We start from the raw sequence: 18,654 nt of genomic DNA, 5'->3' as shown, positions 1-18,654 counted from the left end.
CTCTCAGTTAATAAACATTTGTTCATTAACTTGAAGTTATCATTGTAAAAGAGTAAACTCAATAAACAAAAAGTAGATAATGATGTTTAATGCACACATATTAAAAATTGTTGAGAAAAAAGGAGTTATTATGGATAAGAGGAAAGAAAAATCACAACAACTTATTATTGAAAGTTTTATAAAATTAATGCAAGAAAAGGATATTGCTAAAATATCTATGAAAGATATAGCAGAAGAATCTAATATTAATAGAGGTACTATTTATTTAAATTTTATCGATAAATATGACATCCTTGACCACGCAATAGATTTTATAATGGCAGAGGGAATTGAAAAATGTGCTAATTTCATGTCCGAGAGAGATGATGCACAGGAAAGCATCCGTGAAATATTTAAAGTTATAGATAAACAATACGAAATACTTAAGAAATTGGTACAAAAATCAGATTTAAACGTACTGAAACAGACACTAACAGATAAATTTAAGTCGAATATTAAACAAGAAAATAATGAAATAACAATACAATTCCTAGCATCGGCGATTGTAGGCGTAATTGTTTGGTGGATAGAAAAATCTAGACCATGTTCTATAGATGAATTAAGTAATAAATTATGGTATTTATTAGAACCACATATTGAAGAAATTCGATGAAATATTTACATTTTATAGGAGATTTAGTATAATGTTTTTATAATACAACTTCCATAGGTATCACCAAACCCCTCTTAGTGTTGTCACTAGTAAGAGGGGTATTTGGTGCTGATTATTTTTTAGTGATAAGACATATTTAAGACATTTGATAGGAACACAAGGATTGAAAAGTCAGGGTAGAATGTTGGAAGTAATTGAAGAACATAATGAAATACTCAAAGCGCTAACAACTAAAGATATTATTAAAAAAGCTATGAAATCACACCTAGAAAAATCTATGCATGCTTATCCGTGTTTAATTTATATATAATATTCGCTTATTTAAAACTTATCAACTTTTATCTTTAAGCCACTCATTAATTTTTATATTAACAGCTTCAGGATTATCAAGGTAAATATCATGACCACTGTCTGGAATAGTATGTGTTTCAATTGTTTTTGGTATGTTTTGTATTTTTATTTGTTCTATAAATTTGTCTTGAATACTAGGTAGTAAAATAAGAATGTTTGCTTCAATATTTGAGAAATCTGGAATTTTTATATTTCGTCTTAATGATAATAAATTTTTAATACTGTCTTGATTTAAAGCCATTTCGTACTTTTTCGTACTGCAGTTGCAATACATTCTTGCAATTGAGGCTTCTTCAAGATTTTTAGTCCATTGTCTGTAGCCTTTTTTTTCTTCTTTTAGCAGAGACTCTATATTGTCGAATGTTTGATTCTTTAAATGGGTTATTACATCTGTTATTTCCTTATCAAAGTCATAACTCAACTGATTCAATGAGAATATACCACCATCAAGTAATATGATGTTTTTAATTTTCTTAATGGACTTAGACAGATGTACTAATAAATCAGCTCCTAACGAATGTCCTACGACAGTTACTTTTTCTTCATTTATATTTGATAAAAACCATTTTTCAAGATCTTCAAGAGATTGAACGTTTAAATCATAGTTTAAACCGTGACCAGGTAGGTCAATTTGAATTAAATGAATACTTGAGAAATACTTTTGTAAATCTTTTAGATATAATCGATGACTACCTAAACCACTTAAAAAATAAATTTTACGCAAAATCTACGCCTCTCTTCTATGTCATATATATAACCATTAAACTATATTTATAATTTTGTAAATTTGAATATTCAGTAAATATTAACGTATTATAACATAAGATCAAATTTGAAGAAGTTTGATACAATATTTACGTAAAATATGTTGCACGTGGACCTTCTCTTGCAACTTTCTTGCGCTCTATACCTCAAAAAAAGAGAGTGTCTACTTGGATTAATGAGTTAGAAAATCCAATAAGAGGGCATGTACTTGGATTAATGAGATAGAAAATCCAACAAGAGATCCTCTACGTGTATTCACATAATATTTAATCCAACAACAGTAACAACTCTTACTTTTTTGATCATCACATCAAAAAAAGAGCTAAGGATTTATCTCCCTAGCTCTTTTTCTTACTATTTACTTCTAATTTCTTTTAATATTTCTTCAGCTGTAGTCAGATTTGGGTTAGATGATTGTTTTAAGGCTGTTGTTACAGCGTGTATTTCGTCTCCTTTGGCACCTATTTTAATCGCGAGTGATTTATAGTGTAGGTTCATATGTCCTTGTTGTATGCCTTCTGAAACGAGCGCTCTACATGCTGAGAAGTTCTGTGCTAACCCAACTGCTGCCATTACGTGTCCTAGTTCTTGTGATGTTTGTACGTTTAGTATGTCTAATGCAACTTTTGATGCTGGTAACAGACCGATACCACCACCTATTGTTCCGATTGCTAGTGGTAGTTCAATACTGCCGATAAGTTGTTTGTTTTCTTTATCAAATTTCCATGTTGTTAATCCTCGATATTGTCCATCTTTACTAGCATATGCATGTGCGCTTGCTTCTACGCTTCTTGTATCATTGCCTGTAACTAACACGACTGAGCTAATACCATTCATAACTCCTTTGTTGTGTGTGACAGCTCTATATGGATCTATGTGAGCTAATACAGATGCTCTTTCCATACGATATGCAACTTCTTCTCCACTCATACCATTTTTCTCTAAATCTTTGATGTTTATTTTACCCTCGATACGTACAACAGATGTTGTGTTGTAATTGGAAAGGATGCTCATCAATATTTCCTTGTTATCGAGTTCTGTTTCTAAGTAGCTCGCAATACCTTCAAGTATAGTGTTGATAATGTTAGCCCCCATTGCATCGCATGTATCCACATGGACTTTTAAGGAAAGCATGTGTTCTTTAGGGAATTCATCTATTTCTATTTTTTGATATCCTCCGCCTCTTTTCTTGATGGACGGGTACACTTTGTCGGCTACTTTATGGATTTGTTCTTCTAATGTATATATTTGTTTACTTAGTTCTGTTGTATTGCTCACTTGATCAAATACAATTTGCCCTAACTTTGTTGTTCCAGTCTTAATGATTTTTAGACCGCCCGTATTGTTAAAAAGTTTTGAGCCGTAACTTGCAGCTGCGACGACTGAAGGTTCTTCGACCATCATAGGAACAACATATGCTTTGTCGTTTACTATTATTTCTGGCAATATACCTATTGGCAGAGTACCTTGTCCAATAACATTTTCAATTAAATTATCTAATAGTTCTTTATCTATTACAGAATGATTGTGTAGGATTTGTTCAGATTCTTCATTTAGCCAACCATGTTTTTTGAGTTGTTCAATTTTCTCTAATCGAGATAAATGTCTAAAGTCTTTTGTTAATTTTTCCATTATTGATCTGCTCCTCTTTCTATCATTAAAGCAATACCTAAGCCACCACCGATACAAGCTGTCGCGATACCAGTTTGTTTATTCTCTTGATGTAGTGCATAAGATAAAGTTGTAACAAGTCTTGACCCTGTGGAGCCTAACGGATGTCCTAAAGCAATTGCGCCACCATATATGTTGAAAATCTCATCTGGAATATTTAAATTTTTCTTAACTGGTATACTTTGAGCTGAGAAAGCCTCAGTCATTTCTACTAAATCTATATCTTCGATAGTTTTGTTAACTTTGTTGAGCAATGCTTCAACTGCATAAAAAGGTGCGTATCCCATATATAAAGGATCACAACCTATTTCTGAATGTTCTCCTAACGTAGCTAAAATTGTATAATTGTGTTCTTTAGCATAGTCTTCATCCATTAGGATTAAAGCAGATGCGCCATCGCTTAATGCTGATGCATTTCCAGCTGTAATCGTACCGTCTTCTTTAAAGATTGTTTTTAAAGAACCTAAATCTTCCATGTTACTTTCAGGTCTAACTAATTCGTCAGCATTCATCATTTCGCCGTTTGTATCTTCGAGTGGAACAATTTCCTTATCAAATTTACCTGCTTGAATTGCTTCATGAGCTTTCAAATGAGAATTTAACGCAAATTCATCTTGTTCTACACGACTTACTTCATACTTTTCAGCAATACGTTCAGCTGTTAAACCCATTGGTATTTGATTAAATACATCTGTTAAACCATCATGCATAAAACTTTTTACAGGAGCAGTGTCCTTTTTAAAAATAAGTTCTGGAGCATTTGTCATGCTTTCGATACCACCAACAGCTACAACCTCAGCTTCTCCTAATTGTATGAGTTGTTTACCTAAAATAATAGATTTTAGGCCAGATCCACATACTTCATTTACTGTCATTGCTGGCGTCTTGTATGGGACACCTGAATTAATACCGATTTGTCGAGCAGGGTTTTGACCACTGCCAGATTGAATAACATTTCCGAAAATAACATTTTGTATTTGAGTTGGATTTATTTGAATTTTATCTATAGCAGATTTTAAGGCAAAAGTGCCAAGTTCCACCGCTGAATAACGGCTTAATTTCCCTCTAAATTTTCCTACAGGTGTTCTTTGAGCACTTACGATAACAACTTTTTTCATGAATTGTATCTCCTTTTATAAATTTATTAATTAATATTTGTAATTAAATACCCTCATTTGATATGATTTTATTATAAAATAAACCTCGAAAGGAATTTATTATGATAATAGGTATTGATAAATTAGATTTTTATATCCCAAACTTCTATGTCAGTATGACTGATTTAGCAAAAGCACGTCAAATAGAACCAGAAAAATTTACGATTGGAATTGGCCAAACAAAAATGGCTGTAAATCCCGTGAGCCAAGATATAATCTCTATGGGTGTCAACGCAGCTCAAAATATGTTAACTGAAGAAGACAAAAAAGATATCGAAATGGTAGTCGTTGCTACAGAATCTGGTGTTGATCATTCTAAAGCAGCATCTATAGAAATACACAGCATGCTTAATATACAACCATTTGCACGTTGTATAGAAATGAAAGAAGCATGTTATTCAGCTACAGCAGCTATTCAATTAGCTAAAGATTTCTTATCTAATCGTCCAGACAAGAAAGTTCTTGTCATTGCTTCAGACATTGCACGTTATGGTTTAAACTCTGGTGGAGAACCTACACAAGGTGCTGGTGCAGTAGCAATGCTAATTAGCCACAACCCTAGAATTTTGACGTTAAACGACGACAGTGTTGCACATACCACAAACGTATATGATTTCTGGCGTCCAACATCTGAAAAATATCCAGTAGTTGATGGAGCTTTATCTAAAGACGCATATATTGATTCTTTCAATACACTTTGGAATGAATACACTAAAAGAACTAAATATGGTTTGAATGATTTTGAATCATTCTGTTTCCATGTGCCATTTACTAAAATGGGACAAAAAGCCTTTAAGACTATTTTAAGCGAAAACGTAGAAGATTCAACAAAAAATAGATTGATGGATGCATATCAAGATTCTGTTAACTATAACCGTGATGTAGGGAATATTTATACAGGTTCATTATACTTAAGTTTAATATCTTTACTTGAAAATCACGAATTTAAAGATGACCAAAAAATCTGTTTATTTAGTTACGGATCAGGAGCAGTAGGGGAAATATTCAGCGGTTCACTTGTACCGGGCTATGAGAAAATGTTAGATAAAGAAAGACATTTAGATATGCTTAAATCTCGAAAAGAACTGACTGTAGAAGAATACGAACATTTCTTTAATCGCTTTGATAATGGAGAATTTGACCTTGAGCAAGAATTAACGCAAGATCCATATACAAAAGTATATTTAGATAGTATCGAAGGTCATATTAGAAACTATAAACAACAAGGAAATGAATCATGAAACTAGATGAATTTTCCATTGGTGATATATTTGAAACAAAACCATATTCTTTAACTGAAGAAGATGTTAAAAAATTTGCTAGTGAGTTTGATCCGCAATACATGCATTTAGATCATGAAAAAGCTAGTCAAGGTATGTTTCAAGGTATTATAGCATCAGGTATTCATACGCTCGCTTTATCATTCAAATTATGGGTGGAAGAGGGTAAGTATGGTGATGATGTGATTGCCGGGACTAAGATGGAAGCTGTTAAATTTATTAAGCCAGTATATCCAACAGATGTATTAAGTGTACGAGCCGAAGTCATTAACAAGAAAGTATTAAATGATGAACAAGGGTTACTCACTGTTCGTTTATCAACATTTAATGATAAAAACATAAAAGTATACCAAGCAGAATTAACAGCACTTATAAAAAGATAATAAAACGCGCTTTCAATTTGAAAGCGCGTTTTATTATTCTTAAGCAGGAATTTTTTTGTTTTGATTTTTAGTTAGTTTATATACGCTTAAGCCAATTACAAAACCTAAAATAGACGGAAGTAGCCAGCCCATTCCAATATCAAAAAATGGTAACCATTTTTCACCGAATGAAATAACAACTTGAGCAAATTTTGTGTTTAAGAATACTTCAGGGCTCGCTTGAACTCCGTCTACAAAAGAAGCAATCATTGTGAAATATGTAGTGAAACGATAGACCGTTCTTGAATGATTAAATAAAGGACTGAATAGTGTTAGTAATATTAAAGTGATTGCAAGTGGATATAAGAACATCAGTACAGGTGTTGAATAAGTGATAATTTTAGTTAATCCAACGTTTGCAAACACACATGACATAATACTTACTACTGTAGCTAATACTAAGTAATTTTGTTTTGGAAATAGGTCTACGAATGTTTCTGAAAAAGCAGTGATAAGCCCGATAGCTGTTTTTAAACATGCGACAATAATAATTAAACCTAAAATGATAATGCCGTAATTTCCTAGGTAATATTGAGCAATTTGAGCTAAAGCAATACCGCCATTTTCACTGATTTTGAAGTGGCCAAGACTCATTGTTCCCATAAAAGCTAATAAGCTATAAATAACACCCATTAAAACAATGCTAATTGTCCCAGATTTAATTGTTTCTTTAGCAATACCATTCGGACTTGTTATGCCTAATTTTTTAATTGTTGAGACTATAATTACACCGAAAGCTAGTGAAGCTAAAGCATCTAGTGTATTATAACCATCTATGAAACCAGATAATAATGAACTCTTGTCATATTTAGGATCAATCGGAGCTTCTGAAATACCACCCATAGGATTTATAAAAGCTAAAAGAATAACAATACCTAGTAAAACTAAAAATATTGGGTTTAAAAACTTTCCAATATAATCTAAAATTTTGGAAGGTTTTCTTGCGAAAAACCAAGCTATTGCAAAGAATAAAATACTAAAAATAGATAAGTATAATGTACTAGACGAACTTGAAATAAAAGGTGAAAAAGCAATTTCAAAAGAAGTCGTAGCTAACCTTGGTAAAGCAAAGAATGGTCCGATTACGAGATATAGAGCAATCGTGAATATATAAGCATAGATCACGCTGACTCTGGAAGATATCTCAAAAATACCGCTTGTTTTAGATATTCCAATAGCAACAATACCTAAGAAAGGTAAACCAATTGCAGTAATTAAGAATCCTAAATTCGCGGTAAATACGTTAGAACCAGCTAATTGGCCTAAATGAAGCGGAAAGATTAAATTGCCTGCTCCAAAAAACAAACCAAATAGCATGGATCCAATAAAAATATTCTCTTTTATTGTTAATTTTGTTTTCATGATATTTGCATGTATCCTCCATTATTATTTTAGCGGAATAGTAAGTGATTTTTATCCACTACAACCTATAAAATTACAAAAAAGTTGTAATAATATAATTAATTATGAATAAATTAATTACAAACTGCATTGTATATGAACTATCTTATATTTTTATAGACATTCAAGTCAATAAGGTTTTGAGAGAAATAAGAATGTTATAAAAAAAGAAAGAAGACTTAGGTGAATTTATTGTAATATAGTATTAAGTATAAGCGTTGGGAAATCTGGAGGTAGAAAGGCACTGAATATTGCAAGACGAGCATCACGTGCAACATATAAGGTCAGGATGTAGCAAGACGAGTGTCACGTGCAACATATAAGGTCAGGATGTTGCAAGACGAGTGCCACGTGCAACATAGAGGGTCAGGATGTTGCAAGACGAGTGCCACGTGCAACATATAAGGTCAGGATATTGCAAGACGAGCATCACGTGCAACATTCAGAATCATTAATAAAATTTCAAGCCCTAAAAAAACAGTATTTTTGAGGTAGTGTTTTCTACTCAAAAATACTGTCTGGGCCTTCTTCTACTATTTCTAATAGTTCTTCAATAGTATAATCATATTTATTGTTATGCCATTGTTTGATTACATGTATAATCCCACTGCCATAGAAATCACTTACTAAATCTGGATGGCTTGAGTTTCGTACTTTTTTACATATCGGGTCATCATTAACCGGAGCAAACTCTTGTAAAAGTCTACTACTTATTTTGGTTAATTCATTAAAAACATCTACGTGATGTGATGTATTAATTACGTGATTAAGTAGCTCTCTATTGTTATATACATAATGGATTGTAGCTTCGAATAACGAATCATAACGTGAAGCTTTTACTTCGTTATATAAAAGTTCTGCTATGTATTGTGTAATATGATAGAGTAAATCAAATTTATCTTCAAAGTAACGATAAAATGTACTTCGATTAACTTCTGCTTCTTTACAGATCTTTTGAACAGTTAGTTGATCAAAATCTGTTTCATGCAATAAGTCAAAAGAAGTTTGAGTAATGTGTTGGACTGTTCTTTTTTGCGCAGACGAATACACTGTAAAATTCTCCTTTTTGGTTACGGAATTCATAAACTCATATTAATGTATTCACCAACTTATAACAAATAAAATCCATTATATAAAATGAGAATTTAAATAAAATACAAAAAGAAGAGCCCGAGACAAAAACAATTGTCTCGGGCTCTATCATTAAATTGGCAGTAGGTGACTGGATTGAAAAAGTGATTGTATCAAATTTTTTCAATCCTACTCCCTAGACCTATAACATTAATTTTCTTTTATGCCTTCAGTCCATTTATCTTTTTTACTTTCATGATTATTAACGTAATCTTCAGCTACTTTTTGTGGGTCTTCGTTATCCACATAGATTTTTTTAGATAACTCTTTTTCGTCATCTTCATTCCAATCATTAGCAATACGTGTCGCTATTTTATAAGCTGCTGGATGATTGTTTTTGAAGTTTTTATTGAATACTAAGTTTACGTGTTCTTTACCACTGCCATATATTTTATCCGGATCGTCTAACATTTTGAAATCCATTTCTTCGAATATCCAGTGGGGTTGAGTTCCAGTGAAGATGATAGGTTGTTGTTTTTTATATTTTTCTTGAATTGTTTTTAACATTTCTTCATCTGAAGATTTATCAAGTTTCCAATCACTGAAATCATTATCTTTTAATGCTTCATTTGTTTCTTTCATAACACCGTTTCTATTATCTGTACCCGTGATTGTCCAATCTACTGATTTTCCTAAATCATTATCATTTTTTAAATCATCAATTGAGTCTACATCTTTCATATATTTAGGCACTGCCAATGAAACATTTGCTTCATCAATTATATTTTTATCATCGTAAACTTCTAAGTTATCATATTTATTTAAATAACTTTTGTCTGTTGACGGAAAAATACCAGCTGCGTTAAACGAGTTAGAGTTTTCTGATGTTGCTGAATACAATGGTCCGCTAGCAGGTACCGGCGTAGTTACGACATCATAGCCTACATCTTTCAATACTTCAGCGATAACAAGTGAACGTGCTGCTGAATTATCCCCTTTATACGGAATTTCGATTTCTTTTCCGCCTAGATTAGTAGATGAATTTTCTTCTGAACTTCCACTTCCACAAGCACTTAATATCATTGCAATCATTAGTGTTGTGACGAGGCCAATTATTTTGAATTTACTATTTTTAAACAATCTGAGAACCTCCTTTACTCATTATTATCGTCATTCAAGTCTTCTTGATTATCTTCTTTTAAATCTTCCTGATTAATATATTTGTCATAAACGGAAGGATTATATTCTTTTGCGTAAAGCATTAATGCATTGAATAGTATCATTTGATCTGAAGAATCATTTGATAAATCTTTGAATAAATTAGTTGTTCTTTGTTCAACATTTTGATTATTTGGGTCTACGCCAAAGTTATAAGTACTATTATGAGTATCTTCTTCTGAACCTTCTTGTAAAGCGTGACCTTCAACATCTATTCTAGGTAAGAGACGGTCTAACCATTTAGGCATATACCATGAAGCGTTACCGAATAGTTTTGTAAGTGCTGGTATCAGTGTCATACGAACGATGAATGCATCGAATAACACACCAAATGCTAGAGAAATACCCATGGACTTGATGGTTACATCATCTTGGAAAACGAATGCGATGAATACACTGAACATAATAAGTGCTGCTGCAACAATTACAGGACCACTTTGTTTAATACCAACTTTAATAGAATGTGCGTTATCTCCTGTTTTGCTGAACTCTTCGTGAACACGTGACATTAAGAATAATTCATAGTCAATTGCTAAACCGAACAAGAGACCTATTGTAATGACAGGTAAGAATGCCAAGATTGGACCTGTAGCATCAATTCCGAATAATCCGCTTAAGAAACCTTCTTGCATAACGAATGTTGTGAATCCTAATGTTGCCATTAATGATAGAACAAAGCCTAGAACAGCTTTTAATGGTACTAGGATTGAACGGAATACGAATAGTAATAGTACGAATGCTAGAGCTACGATAACGCCAGCGAATACTGGTATAGCATCATTTAATTTTTTAGACATATCTATGTTAATAACACTTTGTCCAGAAATTTCAGTATTAAAGTCATATTTGTCTTGTGCTTGGTCATCATAATCTCTTAAGTCATAAACTAAATCGTTTGTTGAAACAGCATTAGGACCTTCTTCAGGTGTTATTGCTAACAATGCATAGTTATTGTTGTTTGTTAACTGTGGTGAAGATACTTTGTCGACGCTATCTAGATCTTCTAAGTCGTCTCGAACATTATCTAGATTACGTTTAATTGTATTTTCACTACCATTGTCTTTTGTATTGATTAACATAACAATTTGACCGTTATAACCTTCTCCAAACTCTTTAGAGACTAATTCATTTGCTTTATATGCAGATGAATCTGCAGGTTTCATACCGTCATCAGGCATACCTAGGCGCATTTGTGCGACAGGTATAATCGCTAAACCTAAAACAACTAAACTTAAAATAACAGCGATAACAGGTTTGCCAACTACAAAGTTAGACCATGGTGTATCGTACCCTTTATTATCTGTATTTTTCTTATTTTTAATTTTAATATGTTTATGGAATATACTGATAAACGCTGGTAATAATGTTAATGCTGCTAATACAGCGAATAGAACACTGATAGCTGATGCATAACCCATTACTGCTAGGAATTCGATACCTACTAGAGATAAACCACAAACAGCAATAATTACTGTGATACCAGCAAAGATAACGGCACTACCAGCTGTCCCAACTGCCATACCTATTGCTTTAATTGGATCTTTTTCAGTTTTGGATACTTCTTTATATCTAAATAGAATAAATAGTGAATAGTCAATACCGACGGCAAGACCAATCATTACTGCCAGTGTCAGTGTGACATTAGGTATATCGAACACGTAAGTCAGTAGCCCTATTAAACCAATACTAGAACCTAGTCCGATTACAGCACTGATAATTGGCATACCAGCAGCGATTAATGAACCGAATGTTATAAGTAAAATAACAAATGCTACAATGACACCGATAACTTCAGACATACCACCGATATCTACATCAGATGATGTGCCTTCTGTCGTTTCAATTTGTAGATTATGATCATCTTCTAATTTATTTAATTCGTGCATGATATTATTTTTAGAAGAATCTTTTAATGAAGTTTGCGATACAACGTAATTAATATCTGCAATTGCAGTATCTTTGTCGTCGTTGATTTGTTTACTTTCATAAGGATTAGAGACATTTAAGATGTCATCATCATCTTGTTTAATATCGTCTAACGTTTTTTCAATATCTTTTTTAGTGTCTTTATCATTTATCCCATTTTCAGATTGGGAATGAAAGACAATACGCATTGATGCTTTTTCACTATCCTGATGAAATTCTTTATTAATTTTTTCATTAGTATCTAGTGATTTTAAACCATTCATTTGAATATCATCATCAAACTTTGGTGCATTTAACGTTAAAGGTAATACGATAACTGCTATTAGTATAATCCAAGCAAATACCGCTAACCATTTTTTCTGAGCTATAAATGTTCCTAGCTTGTATAAAAATTTCGCCAAAACGATTTCCTCCTAAAATATTTTTAAATGTCAGTACAAATTGAATGGTAAATTAAAAAAACTATCCATATTTATGAATAGCGCACCACTTCATACTTCATTTCGGTTTGATAAGATTACACTAACACTCTATACAATAAGAAGACACCAATAATTTTAAACTTGTGTTGAATAATGCAACACTTTTAGAAGTTTGTTGGCATTTAATTTATAAATTCAAGTAAAAATGTATGAATAAGTATTGAAAAATGAAAATTAGTAACAACAAATGAAGTTAGTTTTATAAAAGTAATTAATTTGTTAAATATTAATAAAAATTAAACATAATCAAACAAAGTCTGATATATTAATAAGTAAATGTTTCTTTTTCAAACAACTTTATTGTAAAACGAACAATAATATAAAGGGGGTCATAAGAATTGAATAAATATGATAGATTAGATGAAATAACTGACTTAGTTAATCGAAAAGGATCAATAAGAATTGCTGAAATAGTTGAAGAACTCAATGTTTCTGATATGACAATAAGACGGGATTTAGCTGAATTAGATGAACAAGGCATATTAACCAAAATACATGGTGGGGCAAGAAGTAACTCAGCCTTTCAATATAAAGAAATGTCACATAAAGAGAAACATACACAATATATTGAAGAGAAAAAACAAATAGCTAAAAAAGCAGCTACTCTTATTGAAGAAGGAAACTCAGTGTTTTTAGGGCCAGGTACAACTGTAGAATTATTAGCGGAAGAAATTCATAATAAAAATTTATCAGTTATAACAAACTGTTTGCCTGTATTTAATATTTTGTTTAAAAAGAAAAATGAATATTTCAAAGTCTATTTAATTGGTGGAGAAATGAGAGAAATTACAGAATCATTTGCAGGAGATATGACGAATAGTGCATTAGAAACAATGAGGTTTAGTAAAATGTTCTTCAGCGCTAATGGCGTAAAAGGAATGGATGTTATGACATCTTCACATGAAGAAGCATACACTCAAAAATTAGCGCTTAGAAATTCTATAGAGAAATATTTGCTCGTTGACTCATCAAAAATAGGAAAAGAAGATTTCGTTTCATTTTGTGATTTGAAATCATTAAACGGTGTCATAACTGATGGTAAAGACGAAGACAAAAATAAAATAATAGCAGATTATACAGAAGTCATTATATAAACAAGAACTAAACGATAAAAGACAAAATCTAAACAGATTTTGTCTTTTTTTATATTATTTAAACAAAATCGAACAATAAATGTTGATTATATGTTCGTTTACGTTTATAATCTAAACATAATCATTTTGTAAGCGTTTATATTGTTTAAAGCAACAAGAAATAAACAAATAGAAAGGAAGATTTGAATGAATGTCGTAATTGGTTCAGATGAGCATGGGAAAAATCTAAAATCACGTATCAAACAATATTTATTGAAAAACAATTATAAAGTTGTAGATGCTACAGAAGGTAATGATGTTGACTTCGTAGATGCGACCTTAGCTGTTGTTAAAGAAGTTCAAACAAATGAAGAAAATTTAGGTATTGCAATAGATGCATACGGAGCAGGCAGTTTCATGGTAGCAACAAAAATTAAAGGCATGATTGCTGCTGAAGTTTCCGAAGAAAGATCAGCATATATGACAAGGGAACATAATAATTCGAGAATGATTACGATAGGTTCAGAAATTGTTGGAGAACAACTCGCAATTAACATTGTTCAAGAGTTTATTAACGCTAAATATGATGGTGGAAGACATCAAATTCGTGTCGATATGTTAAATAAAATGTGCTAAATGAGGAGGAAATATAGATGAAGATTGCAATTGGTTGTGATCATATTGTTACAGATACAAAAATGGCAGTTTCACAATTTTTAAAAACGCTTGGTCATGAAGTGATTGATTGTGGTACTTATGATTTTGCGAGAACACATTATCCTATTTACGGAAAAAAGGTCGGAGAAGCAGTAATAACTGGAGAAGCAGATTTGGGTGTATGTATATGTGGGACTGGCGTTGGTATAAATAATGCTGTTAATAAAGTTCCAGGTGTACGTTCTGCTCTAGTAAGAGATATGACTTCTGCTATTTATGCTAAAGAAGAATTAAATGCGAACGTGATTGGATTTGGAGGCAAAATCATTGGTGAATTATTAATGTGCGATATTATTGAAGCTTTTATTGAAGCTGAATATAAACCTACAGAAGAGAATAAAAAGCTTATTTCTAAAATTAAATATTTAGAAGGTCAAAGTGAAAGCCAAACAGACGCTCATTTCTTTGATGAATTTTTAGAGAAGTGGGATAAAGGTGAATATCATGATTAAAGGGATATTATTATGATTTTAACGATTACGATGAATCCTTCAGTAGACATATCATATCAATTGGATAATTTATCAATCAATCATGTTAATAGAACAAATAAATTGAATAAAACCGCTGGTGGAAAAGGTTTAAATGTAACGAGAGTTTTAAACCAGTTAAATGAACAAGTTGTGGCTTCTGGTTTAAAAGGTGGTAAACTCGGAGAATTTCTTGAACAATCTTTGAATGATCATAATATAGCAAATCACTTTTTTGAAATTCAAGGCAATACAAGAAATTGTATCGCTATATTACACGAAGGAAACCAAACAGAAATACTTGAAGGTGGACCTACTATTAGTACTGAAGAAATAGAAAGCTTTAATGAACATTTTGAAGAACTCGTGAGTAAATCTGACATTGCTGTGATATCCGGAAGTTTACCTAAAGGTGTGGAACCAAATTTTTATTCAAGTTTAATAAAGGCCTGTGATAAACACTCGGTTCCATCAATTTTAGACTGTTCTAATAAAGCGCTTACAGAAGTATTGAGAGGTCAATATAAACCATTGTTGATTAAACCGAATATCGATGAAATCGCTGAATTACTTGGAGAACAAATAAATGAAAATATTGATTCATTGAAACAAGCAGTATCGAATCCAATATTTAAAAATATCGAATGGGTTGTTGTGTCTTTAGGTTCAAATGGTGTATTCGCTAAACATAAAGATAAATATTACAAAGTGGACATACCTAAAATCCAAGTTGTGAATCCTGTTGGTTCAGGCGATTCAATGATAGCTGGTTTTGCGTCTGCTTTAATTAATAAAGCAACGAATGAAGAAATACTTAAAAAGGCAAATACTCTAGGTATGTTAAACGCACAAGAAACAGTTACGGGTTATATCAATTTAAAGAACTACGATGACCTTTATAACAAAATCAAAATTATTGAGGTGTGAACAAATGAATAAAATAGATCATAAATTTGAACAATTAAGGCGTTTAAGCGATGAGAAAGGTATCATATCAGCTTTAGCGTTCGATCAACGAGGCGCTTTAAAACGTATGATGGCTAAGTATCAAGATACAGAACCAACTTTAGAGCAAATAGAAAATTTAAAGACATTAGTTTCTGAAGCTTTAACAGAATATGCTTCTTCAATATTGCTAGATCCAGAATATGGTTTACCAGCTTCTAAAGTACGTAATAGTGAATCAGGATTATTATTAGCTTATGAAAAAACAGGCTATGATGTGAACACTAAAGGGCGATTGCCAGATTGTTTAGAAGATTGGTCAGTTAAAAGGATTAAAGAGCAAGGTGCAGATGCTGTTAAATTCCTTCTATATTATGACATTGATGATTCTGAAAGTATCAATATTAAGAAAAAGGCATATATAGAAAGGATTGGTTCTGAGTGTGTAGCTGAAAATATTCCATTTTTCTTAGAAGTATTAACTTATGACGATAATATTCCTGATAATGGAAGTGTTGAATTCGCTAAAGTTAAACCTAGAAAGGTTAATGGCGCTATGAAAGTATTCTCAGAAGAGAGATTTAATGTGGATGTATTAAAAGTAGAAGTTCCTGTAAACATGAATTACGTTGAAGGATTTGGAGAAAGTGAAATTGTATATACGAAAGAAGAAGCTATGCAATATTTCAGAGAGCAAGAGGATGCCACACATCTTCCATACATTTACTTAAGTGCAGGTGTATCTGCAAAATTATTCCAAGAAACATTGAAATTTGCACATGCATCAGGTGCTAAATTCAATGGTGTACTTTGTGGACGAGCAACTTGGGCAGGAGTCGTACCTATTTACATAGAAAAAGGGGAAGAAGCGGCTAGAAAATGGTTGCAAACAGAAGGCTTTAATAATATTAATGCATTGAATAATGTGATTAAACAAACAGCTGTTTCAGTTAAGGAGAAATTATAAGAACGAATTAAAGGAGTGTTAACCATGAATCGTGAAGAAACAACAATGTTAGGTTTTGAAATAGTCGCTTATGCAGGAGACGCTAGATCAAAATTACTAGAAGCATTAAACGCTGCACAACAAGGGGATTTCAATGAAGCAGAACAATTAATAGAAGGAGCTAATCAATGTATTGTAAGTGCTCATAATGCACAAACTGATTTGCTAGCTAAAGAAGCATCTGGCGAAGACATTGCATATAGTGTAACGATGATGCATGGTCAAGACCACCTTATGACTACTCTGCTTCTGAAAGATATGATGAAGCATATCGTTGAACTATATAAAAGAGGGAGCTGATAATTATGGAAGCACTTATCGCACAAATTGAAAAAGCTAAGCCACTTTTTGAAAAAATTTCTCGAAATATTTATTTAAGAGCTATCCGTGATGGTTTTATTTCAGCAATGCCTGTAATTTTATTTTCAAGTATTTTCTTATTAATAGCTTATGTACCAAACGTATTTGGTTTTACATGGAGCAAGAGTATTGAAGCGGCACTTATGAAGCCTTATCAATACACGATGGGTATTGTAGCATTGTTAGTTGCGGGTACTACTGCTAAATCTTTAACCGATTCGTATAACCGAAGATTAGAAAATACAAAGCAAATTAACTTTATATCTACTATGTTAGCATCGATTTGTGGCTTTTTATTTTTAGCTTCTGATTCGATAAAAGAGGGCGGATTTGCGAGTGAGTTTCTAGGTACTAAAGGTTTATTAACAGCATTTTTATCTGCATTCGTTACAGTTATAATATATAACATTTGTGTTAAGAAAAACGTCACGATAAAAATGCCCGAAGAAGTTCCACCAAATATTTCACAAGTATTTAAAGATATTATCCCATTCGCTTTAGTTATTTTAGTGTTATATGGTTTTGATTTACTAAGTAGAGCAGCATTAGGATCAAATGTTGCTCACGCTATCATCAAGTTCTTCGCACCATTATTTACGGCAGCAGACGGCTATATCGGTATTACTATTATATTTGGAGCTTTTGCATTATTTTGGTTCGTTGGAATTCATGGTCCTTCAATAGTGGAACCGGCAATAGCTGCTATAACTTATGCTAATATTGAAACGAACTATCAATTATTAAGTTCCGGTGCTCATGCAGACAAAATCATAACTTCTGGAACACAAATGTTTATTGCAACTATGGGTGGAACAGGTGCTACTTTAGTCGTGCCATTCATGTTTATGTGGCTAGCTAAATCTAAGCGTAATAAAGCGATTGGAAGAGCATCTGTAGTACCTACATTCTTTGGAGTGAATGAGCCTATTCTCTTTGGTGCACCATTAGTGTTGAATCCTGTGTTCTTCATACCATTCATATTAGCGCCAATAGCAAACGTATGGATTTTTAAAATATTTGTTGATTTAGTTGGTATGCATAGTTTTAGTGTTAACCTTCCATGGACAACGCCAGCGCCTCTCGGAATTGTGATGGGAACAGGATTAGGAGTATGGTCCTTTATTTTAGCGATTACTTTAGTGATAGTAGATATTATTATTTATTACCCATTCCTTAGAGTGTACGATAGACAAATTGTTGAAGAAGAAATTTCTGGACTCAATCAATCTGAGAATCTACAAGATAAAGTTAAGGAAAATTTTGATACAAGTAAAGCTGATAGTATTATAAGTAGTTCTAATAATAATGAAACTCAAGAATATGATGAAGAACAAAGTAATAATGACTTAAGCAACGATGAAGCCAAAAACGTATTAGTATTATGCGCAGGTGGCGGTACGAGTGGATTACTTGCTAACGCTTTAAACAAAGCAGCTAAAGAATTTGGAGCACACGTTACGGCAGCAGCTGGAAGTTATGGTGCTCATATGGACATTATGAAAGACTATGATTTAATCGTTCTTGCACCACAAGTAGCTTCAAACTACGAAGATATTAAACAGGACGTTGATAGATTAGGTCTTAAATTAGCAAAAACAGAAGGTGCAGAATACATTAAATTAACGCGTGATGGTAAAGGCGCATTAGAGTTTGTAAAAAATCAATTCAATAATTAGAAGGGAATAGA

18 protein-coding genes are annotated in these 18,654 nt (G+C 32.3%); 11 read left to right on the top strand and 7 right to left on the bottom strand.

All coding sequences use genetic code 11. The features are described from left to right. Positions 1–130: 130 nt before the first annotated feature. Together LQ615_RS04835 and LQ615_RS04830 are read left to right on the top strand one after the other, a co-directional pair. Positions 131–652, top strand: coding sequence for a TetR/AcrR family transcriptional regulator (locus LQ615_RS04835; protein ID WP_239703734.1), 522 nt, complete (start codon positions 131–133; stop codon positions 650–652). Between the two features lie 163 nt (positions 653–815). Continuing rightward, positions 816–962, top strand: coding sequence for a hypothetical protein (locus tag LQ615_RS04830; RefSeq protein ID WP_239706023.1), 147 nt, complete (start codon positions 816–818; stop codon positions 960–962). Between the two features lie 21 nt (positions 963–983). On the opposite strand, the gene LQ615_RS04825 is transcribed toward LQ615_RS04830, so the two are convergent. The 3 genes from LQ615_RS04825 to LQ615_RS04815 form a co-directional block, all read right to left on the bottom strand. Continuing rightward, positions 984–1,727 carry an alpha/beta fold hydrolase gene (locus LQ615_RS04825; RefSeq protein WP_239703735.1) on the bottom strand — a complete coding sequence of 248 codons (744 nt, stop codon included), beginning with the start codon at positions 1,725–1,727 and terminating at the stop codon, positions 984–986. A 395-nt stretch (positions 1,728–2,122) separates the two neighbouring features. Beyond that, complete coding sequence (locus LQ615_RS04820; protein WP_016998933.1) at positions 2,123–3,400, bottom strand: hydroxymethylglutaryl-CoA reductase, degradative; 1,278 nt, start codon at positions 3,398–3,400, stop codon at positions 2,123–2,125. Then, positions 3,400–4,557 carry a thiolase family protein gene (locus LQ615_RS04815; protein WP_070045017.1) on the bottom strand — a complete coding sequence of 386 codons (1,158 nt, stop codon included), beginning with the start codon at positions 4,555–4,557 and terminating at the stop codon, positions 3,400–3,402. Before LQ615_RS04815 ends, LQ615_RS04820 begins: the two co-directional genes overlap by 1 nt. A gap of 101 nt (positions 4,558–4,658) precedes the next feature. On the opposite strand from LQ615_RS04815, the gene LQ615_RS04810 reads away from it, so the two are divergent. Together LQ615_RS04810 and LQ615_RS04805 are read left to right on the top strand one after the other, a co-directional pair. Continuing rightward, a complete protein-coding gene (locus LQ615_RS04810) occupies positions 4,659–5,837 on the top strand; it encodes a hydroxymethylglutaryl-CoA synthase (protein WP_070045018.1) in 1,179 nt (392 codons plus the stop codon). Beyond that, positions 5,834–6,259, top strand: a complete 426-nt coding sequence (locus LQ615_RS04805; protein ID WP_070045019.1) for a MaoC family dehydratase — start codon at positions 5,834–5,836, stop codon at positions 6,257–6,259. The genes LQ615_RS04810 and LQ615_RS04805 overlap by 4 nt, the downstream gene beginning before the upstream one ends. A 39-nt stretch (positions 6,260–6,298) precedes the next feature. Here the strand turns inward: LQ615_RS04805 and brnQ are convergent, their stop codons facing one another. The 4 genes from brnQ to LQ615_RS04785 all read right to left on the bottom strand — a co-directional run bounded on the left by brnQ (position 6,299) and on the right by LQ615_RS04785 (position 12,315). Further along, complete coding sequence (gene brnQ, locus LQ615_RS04800; RefSeq protein WP_070045020.1) at positions 6,299–7,663, bottom strand: branched-chain amino acid transport system II carrier protein; 1,365 nt, start codon at positions 7,661–7,663, stop codon at positions 6,299–6,301. Positions 7,664–8,200: 537 nt separating this feature from the next. After that, complete coding sequence (locus LQ615_RS04795) at positions 8,201–8,749, bottom strand: TetR/AcrR family transcriptional regulator (protein ID WP_016998938.1); 549 nt, start codon at positions 8,747–8,749, stop codon at positions 8,201–8,203. Positions 8,750–8,980: 231 nt separating this feature from the next. Next, on the bottom strand, positions 8,981–9,910 hold the full coding sequence (locus LQ615_RS04790; protein WP_016998939.1) for a glycine betaine ABC transporter substrate-binding protein: 930 nt from the start codon (positions 9,908–9,910) through the stop codon (positions 8,981–8,983). A 14-nt stretch (positions 9,911–9,924) separates the two neighbouring features. Then, positions 9,925–12,315, bottom strand: coding sequence for an MMPL family transporter (locus LQ615_RS04785; RefSeq protein ID WP_070045021.1), 2,391 nt, complete (start codon positions 12,313–12,315; stop codon positions 9,925–9,927). Between the two features lie 419 nt (positions 12,316–12,734). On the opposite strand from LQ615_RS04785, the gene LQ615_RS04780 reads away from it, so the two are divergent. From LQ615_RS04780 to LQ615_RS04750, 7 genes are all read left to right on the top strand, one after another. Next, positions 12,735–13,490, top strand: a complete 756-nt coding sequence (locus LQ615_RS04780; RefSeq protein WP_064211393.1) for a DeoR/GlpR family DNA-binding transcription regulator — start codon at positions 12,735–12,737, stop codon at positions 13,488–13,490. Positions 13,491–13,676: 186 nt separating this feature from the next. Beyond that, the gene (gene lacA, locus LQ615_RS04775) at positions 13,677–14,105 is read left to right on the top strand and encodes a galactose-6-phosphate isomerase subunit LacA (protein WP_016998942.1); all 429 of its coding nucleotides are present in this window, start codon (positions 13,677–13,679) and stop codon (positions 14,103–14,105) included. Positions 14,106–14,122: 17 nt separating this feature from the next. Beyond that, on the top strand, positions 14,123–14,638 hold the full coding sequence (gene lacB, locus LQ615_RS04770; protein ID WP_016998943.1) for a galactose-6-phosphate isomerase subunit LacB: 516 nt from the start codon (positions 14,123–14,125) through the stop codon (positions 14,636–14,638). Between the two features lie 12 nt (positions 14,639–14,650). Further along, a complete protein-coding gene (locus LQ615_RS04765) occupies positions 14,651–15,583 on the top strand; it encodes a tagatose-6-phosphate kinase (protein ID WP_070045022.1) in 933 nt (310 codons plus the stop codon). 4 nt (positions 15,584–15,587) lie between these two features. After that, positions 15,588–16,568, top strand: a complete 981-nt coding sequence (gene lacD / locus LQ615_RS04760; RefSeq protein ID WP_016998945.1) for a tagatose-bisphosphate aldolase — start codon at positions 15,588–15,590, stop codon at positions 16,566–16,568. Positions 16,569–16,592: 24 nt separating this feature from the next. After that, the gene (locus tag LQ615_RS04755; RefSeq protein ID WP_016998946.1) at positions 16,593–16,907 is read left to right on the top strand and encodes a PTS lactose/cellobiose transporter subunit IIA; all 315 of its coding nucleotides are present in this window, start codon (positions 16,593–16,595) and stop codon (positions 16,905–16,907) included. Between the two features lie 2 nt (positions 16,908–16,909). After that, on the top strand, positions 16,910–18,643 hold the full coding sequence (locus LQ615_RS04750; protein ID WP_082894590.1) for a lactose-specific PTS transporter subunit EIIC: 1,734 nt from the start codon (positions 16,910–16,912) through the stop codon (positions 18,641–18,643). Positions 18,644–18,654 lie beyond the last annotated feature (11 nt).

Origin of the sequence: Mammaliicoccus sp. C-M13 (assembly GCF_022386845.1) — a bacterium.
Classification (GTDB): Bacteria; Bacillota; Bacilli; order Staphylococcales; family Staphylococcaceae; genus Mammaliicoccus; species Mammaliicoccus lentus.
This window is presented reverse-complemented; position numbering and strand designations above follow the sequence as displayed.

Coding starts and splice junctions, on each gene's coding strand:
- LQ615_RS04835 (WP_239703734.1), top strand. CDS start 131: ATGGATAAGAGGAAAGAAAAATCACAACAACTTATTATTGAAAGTTTT.
- LQ615_RS04820 (WP_016998933.1), bottom strand. CDS start 3,400: ATGGAAAAATTAACAAAAGACTTTAGACATTTATCTCGATTAGAGAAA.
- LQ615_RS04815 (WP_070045017.1), bottom strand. CDS start 4,557: ATGAAAAAAGTTGTTATCGTAAGTGCTCAAAGAACACCTGTAGGAAAA.
- LQ615_RS04810 (WP_070045018.1), top strand. CDS start 4,659: ATGATAATAGGTATTGATAAATTAGATTTTTATATCCCAAACTTCTAT.
- LQ615_RS04805 (WP_070045019.1), top strand. CDS start 5,834: ATGAAACTAGATGAATTTTCCATTGGTGATATATTTGAAACAAAACCA.
- lacA (WP_016998942.1), top strand. CDS start 13,677: ATGAATGTCGTAATTGGTTCAGATGAGCATGGGAAAAATCTAAAATCA.
- lacB (WP_016998943.1), top strand. CDS start 14,123: ATGAAGATTGCAATTGGTTGTGATCATATTGTTACAGATACAAAAATG.
- LQ615_RS04765 (WP_070045022.1), top strand. CDS start 14,651: ATGATTTTAACGATTACGATGAATCCTTCAGTAGACATATCATATCAA.
- lacD (WP_016998945.1), top strand. CDS start 15,588: ATGAATAAAATAGATCATAAATTTGAACAATTAAGGCGTTTAAGCGAT.
- LQ615_RS04755 (WP_016998946.1), top strand. CDS start 16,593: ATGAATCGTGAAGAAACAACAATGTTAGGTTTTGAAATAGTCGCTTAT.